The sequence below is a fragment of the Halalkalicoccus paucihalophilus genome, from assembly GCF_001593955.1.
GTDB lineage: Archaea > Halobacteriota > Halobacteria > Halobacteriales > Halalkalicoccaceae > Halalkalicoccus > Halalkalicoccus paucihalophilus.
In genome coordinates this window covers 497,287-510,218 of record NZ_LTAZ01000001.1, presented here as the reverse complement: position 1 = coordinate 510,218, position 12,932 = coordinate 497,287, and the positions used below count along the sequence as shown (strand labels likewise).

Genomic DNA, 12,932 nt, shown 5'->3' with positions numbered 1-12,932 from the left:
TGTAGCGATTCCTACTCCTCCCAGCCGGCGCGTTCGCGCCACCTCGCCTGTTGTCGCCGTTCGTGGAGGTGGGGCGTGCCGTCGGCGAGTTCATCGCGAACCTCGCGCTCGAAGTCGGTGGCCGCCGCGAGCATCCCGCTCTGGAACGCCTCGACGAGTTCGTAGGTCCACACCTCGTCGACCGCCCCCGCCGGCAGGTGCTCGTCGCGCAACTCGTCGGCCAGTGTGTCGTAGCCGAGCGCACGCAGTTCCCGCTCGGCGACCGCAAAGCGGTCCATCGCGTGGCCGACCCCGTGGTGAAAGGCCAGCAGGTTCCCGTACGCGCGGTTGAGGTACTCGATCGCGAGTTGACACTCGTGGAGCGCGTCGAGTTCCGCGTCGCTCGGCTCGCCCTCGTCGTCCATGCGCACTGATACCACGAATACGCGGATAACCCTTTCCCGGACCGCCCGTCGTCCATGGCAGGGTTTATGGACGTCTCAGCTCTTAGGAACCCCACACATGGCCCACCCCGACCGCTTCCTGCTCCGGGTCGACCTCGCCGCCGAGACGGTTTCACGGGAGCCGATCCCCGAGCGGTGGCTCGACCGGTACGTGGGGGGCAAGGGACTGGGCGCGCGTTATCTCTACGACGAACTCGAACCGGGGACCGACCCGTTGGGGCCCGACAACGCCCTGCTGTTCGTGGTCGGACCGCTCACGGGCCGGGCACCGGGCGAACCGCGCTACGCCGCGATCACCAAGTCCCCGCTCACGGGGGCCTTTCTCGATTCCTACAGCGGCGGCGAGTTCGCGGGCGCGCTCGCCGATGCGCTCTCGGACTGTCTCGGTGTTCTGATCACCGGCCGTGCGGACGAACCGATGGCCCTGACGATCGAGGACGGGACGGCGACCCTCGAACCCACTGACACGTGGGGTACCGACGCCGCCGCGACCGCCGAGGCCTTCGAGGGGCAGGTCGCCTGTATCGGCCCCGCCGGCGAGAACCGGGTGAACTACGCGACCATCGCCGCCGACGGCGGCGACCACCACGCCGGTCGTGGCGGCGCGGGCGCGGTGATGGGCGCGAAGCGGCTGAAGGCCGTCGTCGCTCGTGGCGCCCCGCCGGAGGAGGACTCGGACCTCCGGGAGGTCTACGAGGAGCGCTTCGCCGACGACGAAACCGGCCGCTGGCAGGCCGCAAGCGAGACGCTCGAATCCGTCGACTTCGCGGACGCGGTCGGCGCGCTCGCGACCCGTGGCTGGCAGGAGAACCGGTTCGAGGGGACTTCGGGGATCGGTATCGAGGCCGCCCGCGCCGCATCGACCGGGCGCGAACGCGAGGGGTCGATTCCGGGCGGGTTCGAGGTCAGTACGGAGGAAGGCGAGAGCGTCCCACGGGGCGCGACCCAGATGACGCTCGGTGCGGGGCTGGGGATCGACGAGTTCGACGCGGTGGCGGCGCTGGGCGCGCGGTGCGATCGATTGGGCATCGACGTGATCTCGGCGGGAAACGCCGTCGCGTGGGCGATCCGGGCGAGCGACGCAGGGATAATCGACCGGGACCTCGACTTCGGCGACGAGGCGGCCGCCCGCAAACTGCTTTCGGAAATCGCGACCCGCGGGACGCAGTTGGGAGACGCGCTGGCCGATGGGGTCGAGGAGGCAGGACGGACATTCGGCGGCGAGGACTTCGTCCCCGCGATCAAGGGAATGGAACTGCCCGCCTACGACCCACGGGCCGCACCGTCGATGGCCCTGGCCTACGCCACGAGCGACCGCGGGGGCTGTCACCGCCGAGCCCGCCCGATCGAGGACGAACCCTTCAGTACCTGGAGCGACGAGGAGCGCGTCCGGCGGGTGATCGAGGAACAGGACCGCCGGTCGGTGCTCTGGAGCCTGATCGTCGACGACTTCGTCGGCGAGTCCTTTGCCGACTTGGGCGCGGCGTGGCTCTCGGAGTTGGGTTACGAGTGCTCGCCCGCGGAGCTCGCGACGCTGGGCGAGCGCGTCTGGACGCTGACCCGCCTGTTCAACGTCCGCGAGGGGCTCGACAGGGGAGCCGACCGGGTACCCGAGGCGCTCACTCGGCCCGCGGGCGACGAGGCGATCGACCCCGTGGCGTTCGAGGACCTGCTCGATCGGTACTACGCCGAACGGGGATGGGACGAGCGGGGCCGACCGACGGCGGACACGCTCGAGCGACTGGGACTCGACGGACTCGACAGGGGCGACGCGATATGACCGACAGCATCGACTTAGACGAGATCGAGACCGAGAGTGACGAGGAACCCCGACCAAACCGCGGCGACTGGTTCTGGCGCGGCGAGGGCGACTTCGAGGGGGAGAACGAGGCGGCCAGGAGCGACCCGTCCGTGTCGGCGACCGATGCGAACGCGGAGTCCGGCCCGGAATCGACGCCCGAGCCCGAGGACCTGACGACCCCGCACGTCCCCCACGAGAACCGGGACAAGCCGGTCGGCCTCCCCGAGGATCGGGGCGGGGCGGGCGGCACCTCGGCGCGCGAGGCGGCTGCGGACAGCGAGGCAAACGGGGGCGCGCCCGAGGCCTCGGGGCCCCACGGCGGCGGGGCCGATGACATGACGATGGCACTCACCTACGAGGCGGCGAAACGCCTCGCGGATCCGGGGCTCGTCCTCGCGGGCGCGACCTTTGCCGACTGGATCGGCATCGTCGGCGAGGTCGACGCCCACGTTATCACTACCTTCCAACGAAAGAAGGGAATCGACGCCGACTTCTTCAACGGCACCGGGACGGGGCCGGGCGAACGCCTCGCCGAGATCACCGAGATGTCGATGTTCTTCGCCGAGCGGATGGTCGTGCTCGGCTGCGCTGGTGAGGAGTGGATCGCAGAGGAGGCCGGTTGGGAGTTTCTCGATATCGAGACCGCCGCGGAGAAGGCCGGGTGGGAGCTCGACTAGTCGTCCTCGCGGTCCTCGGGATCGAGGTCGAAGGAGACCTCGCCGTCGACGACGCCGGTGTTGATCACGTGCGGCCCGGTGTGTGACCACGTCGCGTGGCCGTCGATCTCCTCGACCGCCGGTCGGGTCTGCAGGTCGGTCTTCTCGATCTCGTGTGTCATGTCTCGACAGTACCGCTCGACCGGCTTATACCCTGGCCCTACTCCTCGAGGAAGACCCGCGAGAAGAGGTTCACGTACAGTTCGAGGACCGTCTCCCGGTCGATCCCGGCGAGGGCGGCCTGTTCGTCGAGGAAGGCCGCGAGGTCCTCGCTGGGGTCGTACCGCACGGTTCCGTCCTCGACGTCGAACTCGACTTCGGTGGCCCCCGAAACGAGGTGTTCGATCTCCAAGAGCGCCTGTTCGGCCTTCGCGTGGACCGCCGCCTCGTCGTCGAGCATCCGGCGCTCGCCCCACTCGCCGGCGGCCTCGAGAAAGCGCTCGCTGGGTTCGATCTCGATCGGTTCGCTGGTCCCGGACATCAGCGTTCGGGCGGGAAGCTATCGGGTGCGGGATCCGATTCGGCGAGTTCGGCGTAGAGGTAGACCACCAGCACGCCGAGGACGAACAGTACACCGAGACCCACGATCCCGCCGGGTCCCGTGTGACCGACCCAGTCGGCACCTGTCAGGGACCCCATGCTCGAAGCGACGTTCAGCGTCGTGATCGCGAGCCACCCGCCGAAGAGCAGGAAGGCGATCGTGAGCACGGGGTTGTGCTCGAGCGCGGTCTTGAGCGCCATACTCCGTTGAGTGCGTGTCCCGCGAAAAACGTTGTGCCTTCTACGCCATCTGACCCGCGAGTTCGCCCTCGAACTCCACGACGCCCGCGAGGAGGTGTCCGACCGCCTCGTAGAACTCGCTGTCGGCGTACTCGATGATGTCGCCCGCGCAGTCGTCGATCCAGCGGGTCATGTGCTCCTCGAGGAAGACCCGCTCGTAGCCGAAGGCCTCCTCGGCACCGCGGCGCTGGCGCTCGATCAGGTGTCTGAGAAAGGCCAACTCGACGGCGACGAAGTCGCCCTCCTCGGGGTACTCCTCCGGGAGGTTCCAGCCCGCGGCGCCGTAGCTCGCTTCGACCTCGGCTTTTCCCGTCCCCAGGAAGTCCATATCCTCGCGGTAGTAGCTCTCGTGGGCCATCACCGGCGGGCGCGGGCCGACGAACACGCGGGTGTACTCGCGGTTCAACTCTTGCTGGACCGCCGCCACGTCCCGGCCCTCGTTTTCCTCGATGAACGCCCGCAGTTTCTCGAAGCCTGTATCGAGGTCTTCGTCGACGCCTTCTGGAGTTCGTATCTCCCCCGAGAGCAGGGTTCCGACGAACTCCTCGCTCGGCGTGTCCCAGAGCGCCTCGATCAGGAAGTCGACCAGTTCGAGCCGCGCGGCGTAGATCTCCTCGTCGCTCATGCTAGTTCCCCCGGTCGTAGAGCAGGAAGGCCCGACAGTCCGGGCAGTAGTTGAAGACGCTCTCCTCGGCGCTCGGAGCCAGTCCCGCCACCAGATCGCCGACCTCCTCCTCGATCTTCGCGGCCGAGCGCTCGCTGGTAAAGGGGTCGCCACACCGGGCACACTCGAGCATCTCGCCCTCGAAGGTCTGGGTCCACGCGGGATCCTCGCCTTCCTCGATTTCCTCGGCGCGGTTCTCCGGCAGCAGGGAGAGGTCTAACCCATCCCTCATCGTGATCGCGCTCTCGGGACAGCCCTCCTCGCAGAGCCCGCAGTTGACGCACTTCTCGTGGTTGAACTCCAATCCCCATTCGGTTCTCCTGATCGCGTCGGTCGGACAGAGGTTCGAGCAGGTCGGTGTCAGCGTACAGGCATCCGAGACCTTCATCCGACCGAAGTCCTCTAGTCCACGAATCACCTCGCGTTCGGGTTCGGCGTGTTCGAGGATCGTCCGCACACTTTCGAGAGTCCAGCCGTGGTTGTAGAACTCGGGGTTCTCGTGCTCGCTGTGGAGCAGGGTGCCGTCAGCGCGGTGTTCGCCCTCCGGCACTGGCGAGGGTTCGAGAGAGTCCTCGAACGCCGACAGCGCCTCGATAAAGTCCTCGGGGTCGCCGGCCTCGGGCGCGAAAAAGCCTACGCGCCCGCCCAGTCCCAGGTCCCGCGTCGCACGGTTGAGCCGCTCGACGAGTTCCTCCTTCGGATCGGGTCCCGAATGACGACAGTCACAGCCACAGCCAAACAGGGCGACTCCGGCCGCCCCGCAGGCCAGCGCGTGGGCGACGTGCGATTCGCCGACCGTATCCGCGCAGTTCACCGAGACGGGCAGGATCGGCGGGTACTCGATCCCCTCCCCGGAAGCGGCGCGCTTGCCGAACTCGCTCAGGGCGTCGTCGGCGCGCTCGCCGCAGACGAACGCGACGATGGGGTTCTCGATGCCCGACGCTCTCGAAAGCCAGCCGCCCTGGTCGGCGCCGGTCCCGAGCAGCGCCTCGACCTCGCGGGCGATTCGCTCGTTCGAGGGTTCGCGCAGGCTCACCGCGCCGGTCGGACACGAACTGGTGCAGGCCCCGCAGTTCTGACAGGCGATCGGATCGATGTCGACCTCGTCGGGCCGGGGTTTCGCGACCGCGTCGTGCGGGCAGGCGTCGTAGCAGGCCCGACACCCCTCTTGGTTCGACTCGCCGGAGGCACAGACGTCCATCTCGAAGTCGAGGAAGTCGGGCTTCGTGATCCCTCCCAGCAGGCTCTCGACGGCGGCCATCGTCGCCGGTCCCGCGTCCGTATAGTAGCCGATTCGCCCGCCCCGGGCCTTCTGATCGCCGCCGGGGTAGACCACCTGGTCGACCTCGATCTCGCTGGTGACGCCGTCCATCTCGATGGCGTCGGTCGGACAGACCTCGGTCCACTCCCCCCTGGGTGCCTCGGGATCGATATCGACCGGGCGACGGGTGACCATTCCGTCGGGGCCCTCATGGACGCACTTCATACACGAGATGCAGTCGTCGGTCACTCTGGACTCCAGTCGGATCGAGAAGTCGCCGAACTCGCCGGCGACGCCCGTGACTCGTCCGCGCTCGATGGTCACGTCCTCTAAGCCGTCTACCCCGGCGAACTCCTCGCCGTCCGCGATCAGCGTCACCTCGGAGTCCTCGCTGAGCGTGGCGGCAGCCTCGGGGTCCCCGACGACCGCCACGGCGTTTCCGGCCTCCCGCGAGACGGTCCGTGAGATCGCCTCCTCTTCGAGACCGGCGTGGCGGGCGTTGACCATCCTCGCCGTCTTGTCGGTCGCTTCCTCCTCGGGGTGGACCCAGCCCGCACCCTCGCGCTGGTCGATAAAGGAGACCGCCTCCGGATGCAGGCCGTGATCCTCGGCGACGCCCCCGAGTCTCTCTTGGACGCCGGGTTCCGGGCAGGTGATCAGGAGCTGATCGAGGTCGTACTCCTCTACGACCTGCTCCATCGCGGGCAGTCCCTTTTCCTCCCCACACAGTAGCTCGGAGCTGGCGGCGACGTCGACCCCCTCGATCCCCTCCCGTGCGGCCTCGAGGTCGACCTCACAGGTGCCAGCACACGAACAGACGAACGCACCGGTCTTCATTGGCGGTGGGTAGTGGGGGGCGCTGAAAGGCCTTGCGCACGCAGAAACCCATCTCTCTTGCCGGATTTTCAGGAGAAAGCACAACGTTAATCGGTGTATGTTCGATAGCCATGTAAAATGAGTATATCTACCACAGTTCGACACGGGCCATCCATCGCGAATCGCTCGCCACGGGGTGAGGCGAGCGGATGAGTACGGAACCCGTCTCTCTGGATCTGGACCGGCGGTCGTTCCTGAAGGCGAGCGCGCTCGCGGGCGCGGTCGCCCTCGGCGGTGGTGCGGCGGGCCAGACGCTCGCCCAGAGCGACGACGAGGACGAGGGGACCGCCTCGGACGCCGAGATGACCAAGACGATCTGTAACTACTGTGCGGTCGGCTGTGGCTTTCGCGGGGTGAAAGACGGCGACTCCTTCGTCGGCATGGAGCCGTGGCACGAGAACCCGATCAACAACGGCTCGCTGTGCTCGAAGGGTGCGGGGATCCTCGAGACAGAACACTCCGATCGCCGGTTGAAACGCCCGATGCACCGGACCGACGGCGGGTGGGAGACGATCTCCTGGGAGGAGGCCTACGACATCATCGAGGAGCAGTACGCACAGATCGTCGAGGAGTACACCCCCGAGAGCGTCATGATGATGGGCAGCGCCCACTTCGCCAACGAGGAGGCCTACGCCTTCCGCAAGCTGTCGGCGTTCATGGGGACGAACAACTGCGACCACCAGGCGCGGATCTGTCACTCCCCGACCGTCACCGGGCTGGCGAACACGTGGGGCTACGGGGCGATGACCAACACGATCAACGACTATCGGAACTTCGATCTCCTCATTATCTGCGGCCAGAACCCCGCCGAGTCCCACCCGATCGCGATGCAGCACATTCTCGAGGGGCAGGCCCGAGGGGGTACCGTCGTCTCGATCGACCCCCGGTATACGAAGACCTCCTCGCACGCCGATAACTACTACCGGATGCGCCCCGGCACCGACGTGGCGCTGATGATGGGGCTGATGCGGTACCTCCAACAGCAGGGCGAGCTCGATCAGGAGATGCTCTCGGGGCGGGTCAACGGCTGGCCCGACGCCGCGGCCGAACTCGAACAGTACGACCTCGAGACGGTCGCCGACATCACCTGGATCGACGTCGAGGGGCTCGAAGAGATCGGCGACCTGATCATCGAGAACAAGCCCAACATCCAGATCGAGTGGGCGATGGGCGGCACCCAGCACAACAACGGCACCCAGAACATCCGCTCGTACGCGCTGCACTCGCTGGCGTCGGGTAGCGCCGCCAGAAGCGGCGGCGGCCTGCAGGTGATGCGCGGGCACGCGAACGTCCAGGGCGCGACCGATCTGGGCGTCGACAGTACGATCCTGCCGGGCTACTACTCGGTCGGCGCGCCCGGCTCGTGGGTCCACTGGACGAACGTCTGGAACCAAAGCCCGTGGACGAGCGGCTCGACGGACTTCTGGGACCTCTACGATCGCTTCGCGCTGATGCCCGAGGACATCTGGCAACAGCTCTCGGCGGGCGGGGGCGGCCCGCCAGCCGCCGGGGAGCTCCAGTCGGCGGAGACCGAACGGAGCGACGCCTCCGAGGACGTCTCCCAGGCCGAGGACACCGGCGCGGGTCCAAACTCCCAGTCCCCGACCGAGGCCGACTCCCAGACGGGCGATCCCGCCGCCCAGGGGGGATCGGGCGGGGACGGCAGCTCCGGAGGGGGCGGCTCCCAGCGCCAGATCGATCCGCGGACGATGATGCTCCAGGACGGCCTGTCGGTCGCCCGCTGGTACGAGGCCGCGCTTCAACAGGAGGACCGCCTGCACGAATCGAACCTCTACCAGCCCGACCCGCTGAAGATGGCCTTCTTCTGGGGCCACTCGGCCAACTCCATCACCGAGATGGACAAGATGAAACAGGCGATGGAGGCGCTGGACCTGCTGGTGGTCGTCGACGTCTTCCCCGCGGTCGCGGGGACGCTCGCCGACGCCGAGGCGGACAACGTCCTGTTGCTTCCGGCATCGAGCCAGTACGAGCACCACCGCTCGGTGACCAACTCCCATCGCTCGGTCCAGTGGAGCGAGCCGGTGTCCCCGCCGGCCCACGCCTCCAAGCCCGACCTGCAGATCATGCAGGAACTGGCCGATCGCTTCGGCTTCGGCCAGCACTTCGACTGGGGGAGCGGCCCCGAACTCTACAACGGCAAGAGCACCTACGAGGACGCGCTCCGGGAGATCAACCTCGGGGTTCGCACGGTCGGCTACCAGCAGAGTCCCGAACGCCTCCAGCGCCAGAAGGAACACGACGAGGCGTTCAGCACCGAGACCATTCGCGCCGAGAGCGAGGGCCTGCCGGTCAGCGGCGAGTTCTGGGGGCTGCCCTGGCCCTGCTGGGGCGACGAACACCCCGGAACGCCGATCATCTGGCGCGACGACGTCCACCCCGCCGAGGGCGGCCACGACTTCCGCGCGAACTGGGGTATCGACGCCCCGACGCCCGGGGAGTGGGAGTCGACGGGCGTCGACAAGGAGTACCCGCTCGCCGAGACCGTCGCCCAGGAGGGCGAGGCGGGCCTGGACATGCTTCGCGAGTCCTACCAGCCCGAGTGGTTCGACGGCGAGGTCATCGGCGTCCCGCAGTATCCGGGCTTCACGACGACGCTGCCCGAGGACCCGGCCGACGCCTCCTCGATGACGATCCCGATGGAGTACGCGCTTCGCGAGGACGTCTCGATCTACGACTGTGCGGCCGCGCTGAACGAACAGCGGGGCCACCAGCACGACCTGGCGTTCTACGAGCAGTACGACAACCCCCAGCCCGACCCGCCGACTGGGCGCGGCCGGGCGCGAGCGGTCGTCTGGAACTTCATCGATACGGTCCCGATACACCGCGAGCCGATCCAGAGCCCGCGGCCCGATCTGGCTGAGCAGTGGCCCGCGAACGGCCAACAGACCAACTTCTTCCGGCTGGATCAGAACAACGCGGCGACCCAGCAGGAGGCGACCCAGCGCGCCTACGATCAGGGAATCGATACCGTCCTCACCACGGGTCGGCAGGTCGAACACCAGGGTGGCGGCGCCGAGACGCGCAACAACCAGTACACGGCCGACCTCCAGCCCCACATGTACGCGGAGATTCACCCCGACATGGCCGAGGACCTCGACCTCGTCGGCGGCGAGGACCACGTCATCATCACCTCCGCGGACGCCGACAAGGGCTCGATCCTCGTGAAAGCGAAGGTCACCTACCGTCCGCAGGGCGCCAACGAGATCTTCATGCCGTATCACTGGGGCGGGATCGCACACGGGAAGAACATGAGCGAGAAGTACCCCGACGGGTCGAAGCCGCTCGCGATCGGCGACAGTGCGAACTTCATCACGTCGAGCGGGTTCGACGCGGAGACCCAGATGCAGGAGACGAAGGCGGGGCTCGTCCGGGTCGAGAAGGCGACCGAACAGCGCATCGAGGAACTGAACATGGAGTTCATCGACTACCCACAGGAGGAGGCCGGACTCGGCGACTCCTACGAGTGGGACGTCAGAAATCAGAGCATGCAACCACAGACGGGGGACGACTAGAATGTCAGCGAACGAATCGACACGAGAGCGACTCAGTCAGGGCGTCATGGGCACCGGCGACGGGATGCGGATCTTCCCCGATGTCGAGGCCTGTATCGACTGTGGAGGCTGTGTGGTCGCCTGCAAGCGCACCTGGGACGTCCCGGTCGACGACCAGCGCATCGACATCACGACGATGCTCGAGGGCGTCGAGGGCGAGAGCGGGTTCAACAGCCGGCAGGTCAGCGCGATCGAGGAGGGGATGAACCCCGGGGAGACGAGCCTCCCGATGCAGTGTTACCACTGCGAGAACGCCCCCTGCGTGTCGGTCTGTCCGACCAACGCCCTCCAGAAAAAGGACAACGGCTTCGTCGAGGTCGTCGACGACCTCTGTATCGGCTGTCAGTACTGCCTGTCGGCGTGTCCGTTCGGCGCACCGCAGTTCCCCGAGTCGAACGAGGGACTGACCGCGGTCGTCGGCTCGGACGGGACGATGGACAAGTGTACCGGGTGTGAGGAGCGCCAGGACGTCGGCAAGGGACCGGCCTGCGCCGAGGAGTGTGCGACCGACGCCATCCTCGTGGGCTCGCCGGGCCAGATCGCCAACGAACTCGAGAAACGCGACAGCGGAGCGTTCTTCAACGACACCGCTATGGAGATCATCTTCGGCGACGACGCGGAGATGTTCGAGCGATGAGCGACGATTCCACCCGTTCGGACCGGCGGGCCGACGGATCGGACCACGGCGACTCGGGAAGCGGGAATCGCGGGCTCTCGGATCGCGCCGCCTTCTGGATCAGCGCGGTGCTGGCACTGGCGCTGGCGGTCGGGTCGGTCTGGCTGATCGGCGTCCGGGCGATCCAGTTCGAGGCGCTCCAACGCGTGCGCCCGACCGTCGAAGGCGGCGGCGTCGGCACGGGCTGGGTCCAGGGCAACACGGAGCCGATCCTCAACTGGCTGATCACGCTGATCCACCTCGCGGACGTGGTCATGGGCGTGTTCATCCTCGTGATGGTGTTCGTTCACTGGATCGCGTTTCGCCGGCTGGCCGCGCGAATGCGCCCGCCCGACGCCCCGCGCCGGAGCGGCGAGGCCGTCGCCACCGACGGGAGCGGAAACGCCGGGGGTGACGCCGAATGACCACCCTCGACCACGGGAAGTTCTCCCGCGTGACGACGGTGTTCCACTCGCTGCTCGCGCTGACGGTGTTCCTGCTCTTCTTTACGGGCTACGCCGTCGCGTTCAACGACGAACTCTGGTGGCTCGTCGAACTCATGGGCGGCAATACGGGCGTGCTCGCGGTCCACCGCGTCGCCGGGTTCGCGCTAATCTTCCTGACGGCCTTCTGGGTGTTCTACATGCTGTTGCGCGTCGGCGGCTCGGTCAGTCTCACCGAGGTACTGCCCACGCCCGGCGACGTCGCCGCGTTCGTCCAGGACGTGAAGTTCGCGGCCGGGATGGCAGAGGAGCGCCACCCCAACGCCCGGCAGTTCGCCGGCTACTCCGCCGACGAGATCCCGCTACTCTCGTACGTGGGCAAGGGTGTGATCGCCATCTTCGCCGTCGAACTGCTGTTGTTGATGGTTTCCGGCCTCCTCATCTGGCAGAAGGCGATGCTGATCGACTTCTACAACTCCCCGTCGGTCGTCATCGCGTTCGTCACGTTCCACGGCGCGCTGGGCGTGATCATGCTGATGGGCGTGATGTTCCACACGTTCGAACACGGCTTCCATCCGGCCTTTTACCCCGTCGAGATGAAGGCCTTCCTCCCGAAATCCGACACGCCCGAGTACCATGGCGACGACGGCGGGGCCGAGTCGGTTACGGGCATCGAGCGCCTCCGGCTGAAGCCCAGTTGGGGCTGGGTGACCAACGTCATGGGTGTGCTCACGATCATCGGGATCGTCAGTATCCTGCTGACGAGCATGAGCTACGGCGGCTACCCCATCAGCCGGACGCTCGTCTTCGGTGAGGGGAGCCTGCTCCGGACCGTCGGCGTCAACATCGGGGTCCTCGTCCTCTTCATCGGGCTCTTTCTCTCGATGTACGGCAACGTCCTCCGGGCGCGCTACATGCGCCAGCGTCGTCAGGAGGCCCGAACGGCCGCCACGGATGGCGGTGAGCGCGAGTAAGCGAGCGCGATTCACGTCGGACCGTAAAGCGGTCCGACGGTGGCAGGACGGACGACTGACCGACCTACGTCGAAAACGGCGTTCATCCGCTTGACGACGCGCCGACTCCTATCGGTCAATTTTTCGGACCGCCGGAGAGTTCGGAGCCAGCGCTCTCGATCGTTCGAAAGATCTCTCGAAAATCGGGCGCTGAGACGAGAGTGTCGTCCCGTTAGGCGTCGAGTTCCCGCTTGAGCAGCGAGACGTTCCACTTGTTGGCCTTCCAGACCGCGTCGAACAGCGTCCCGAGAACCGGGATCGAGCCGACGATGGCGTCCGTGAGGACCAGCCCGATCATGACCGCAATCGTGGACTTCGAAACCCCGACGCGGGCGGCCTCCCCGATGATGTACAGCGAGATCACCGTCGCGATGGCGTCCCCGCCCACGGGGACGATCCCCAGCAGGGGATCGAGGCCGATGCGGTAGTCCGTCCCCGGTATCGGGACCGCCTCGTCGAGCAGGTCGCCCACCCACTCGATACGCTCGAGGGTCGCCTCGACGTCGCCCGATAGCGGGAGGTCCTCGACGCTCCACTCGAAGCCGTCGGTTCCGACCCCATCGGCTCCGTCCTCCCAGTCGTCTCCTCCATCGCTCCAGTCGTCCCCGTCGCCAGTATCCGTTCCCATACCCCTTCTATCCGAGGCGTAGGTAAAGGCCCTCGCCCCGCGTCAGCAAGCCGCCTCGGAACACGTCGGGTCACGAGGCG

At 67.2% G+C, this 12,932-nt stretch carries 13 protein-coding genes; 6 read left to right on the top strand and 7 right to left on the bottom strand.

Features of this window, described 5'->3' with window-relative positions:
- Nucleotides 1–11: 11 nt before the first annotated feature.
- Entirely contained in the window at nucleotides 12–404 is a 393-nt protein-coding gene (locus tag HAPAU_RS02710) for a hypothetical protein (RefSeq protein WP_066379215.1), read from the bottom strand.
- Nucleotides 405–501: 97 nt separating this feature from the next.
- Here HAPAU_RS02710 and HAPAU_RS02705 point away from each other — a divergent pair, with 97 nt between their 5' ends.
- Together HAPAU_RS02705 and HAPAU_RS02700 are read left to right on the top strand one after the other, a co-directional pair.
- Nucleotides 502–2,223 (top strand): aldehyde ferredoxin oxidoreductase family protein, encoded by a 1,722-nt coding sequence (locus HAPAU_RS02705; RefSeq protein WP_066379213.1) that lies wholly within the window; start codon nucleotides 502–504, stop codon nucleotides 2,221–2,223.
- Nucleotides 2,220–2,921: a DUF7124 domain-containing protein gene (locus tag HAPAU_RS02700; RefSeq protein ID WP_066379211.1), complete on the top strand. Its 702-nt coding sequence runs from the start codon at nucleotides 2,220–2,222 to the stop codon at nucleotides 2,919–2,921. Before HAPAU_RS02705 ends, HAPAU_RS02700 begins: the two co-directional genes overlap by 4 nt.
- On the opposite strand, the gene HAPAU_RS21515 is transcribed toward HAPAU_RS02700, so the two are convergent.
- From HAPAU_RS21515 to HAPAU_RS02680, 5 genes are read right to left on the bottom strand one after another with little or no spacing between them, the layout of a single operon-like run.
- Entirely contained in the window at nucleotides 2,918–3,082 is a 165-nt protein-coding gene (locus tag HAPAU_RS21515) for a hypothetical protein (protein WP_169802609.1), read from the bottom strand. The two genes, HAPAU_RS02700 and HAPAU_RS21515, sit on opposite strands and share 4 nt — an antisense overlap.
- A gap of 38 nt (nucleotides 3,083–3,120) precedes the next feature.
- A complete protein-coding gene (locus HAPAU_RS02695) occupies nucleotides 3,121–3,441 on the bottom strand; it encodes a hypothetical protein (RefSeq protein WP_066379209.1) in 321 nt (106 codons plus the stop codon).
- Nucleotides 3,441–3,701: a hypothetical protein gene (locus tag HAPAU_RS02690; protein WP_066379207.1), complete on the bottom strand. Its 261-nt coding sequence runs from the start codon at nucleotides 3,699–3,701 to the stop codon at nucleotides 3,441–3,443. The genes HAPAU_RS02695 and HAPAU_RS02690 overlap by 1 nt, the downstream gene beginning before the upstream one ends.
- A 40-nt stretch (nucleotides 3,702–3,741) precedes the next feature.
- Nucleotides 3,742–4,365, bottom strand: a complete 624-nt coding sequence (locus tag HAPAU_RS02685; protein WP_066379204.1) for a TorD/DmsD family molecular chaperone — start codon at nucleotides 4,363–4,365, stop codon at nucleotides 3,742–3,744.
- Between the two features lies 1 nt (nucleotide 4,366).
- Nucleotides 4,367–6,502 (bottom strand): 4Fe-4S binding protein, encoded by a 2,136-nt coding sequence (locus HAPAU_RS02680; protein ID WP_066379202.1) that lies wholly within the window; start codon nucleotides 6,500–6,502, stop codon nucleotides 4,367–4,369.
- Between the two features lie 188 nt (nucleotides 6,503–6,690).
- Here HAPAU_RS02680 and HAPAU_RS02675 point away from each other — a divergent pair, with 188 nt between their 5' ends.
- The 4 genes from HAPAU_RS02675 to HAPAU_RS02660 are packed head-to-tail and all read left to right on the top strand — an operon-like array spanning nucleotide 6,691 to nucleotide 12,185.
- Complete coding sequence (locus HAPAU_RS02675; RefSeq protein ID WP_066379199.1) at nucleotides 6,691–10,074, top strand: formate dehydrogenase subunit alpha; 3,384 nt, start codon at nucleotides 6,691–6,693, stop codon at nucleotides 10,072–10,074.
- Between the two features lies 1 nt (nucleotide 10,075).
- Nucleotides 10,076–10,750 carry a 4Fe-4S dicluster domain-containing protein gene (locus tag HAPAU_RS02670; RefSeq protein WP_066379197.1) on the top strand — a complete coding sequence of 225 codons (675 nt, stop codon included), beginning with the start codon at nucleotides 10,076–10,078 and terminating at the stop codon, nucleotides 10,748–10,750.
- Nucleotides 10,747–11,193, top strand: a complete 447-nt coding sequence (locus tag HAPAU_RS02665) for a hypothetical protein (RefSeq protein WP_066379195.1) — start codon at nucleotides 10,747–10,749, stop codon at nucleotides 11,191–11,193. The genes HAPAU_RS02670 and HAPAU_RS02665 overlap by 4 nt, the downstream gene beginning before the upstream one ends.
- The gene (locus tag HAPAU_RS02660) at nucleotides 11,190–12,185 is read left to right on the top strand and encodes a cytochrome b/b6 domain-containing protein (protein WP_066379193.1); all 996 of its coding nucleotides are present in this window, start codon (nucleotides 11,190–11,192) and stop codon (nucleotides 12,183–12,185) included. Before HAPAU_RS02665 ends, HAPAU_RS02660 begins: the two co-directional genes overlap by 4 nt.
- 211 nt (nucleotides 12,186–12,396) lie before the next feature.
- On the opposite strand, the gene HAPAU_RS02655 is transcribed toward HAPAU_RS02660, so the two are convergent.
- Entirely contained in the window at nucleotides 12,397–12,852 is a 456-nt protein-coding gene (locus HAPAU_RS02655) for a DUF4112 domain-containing protein (protein WP_066379190.1), read from the bottom strand.
- Nucleotides 12,853–12,932: the final 80 nt, after the last annotated feature.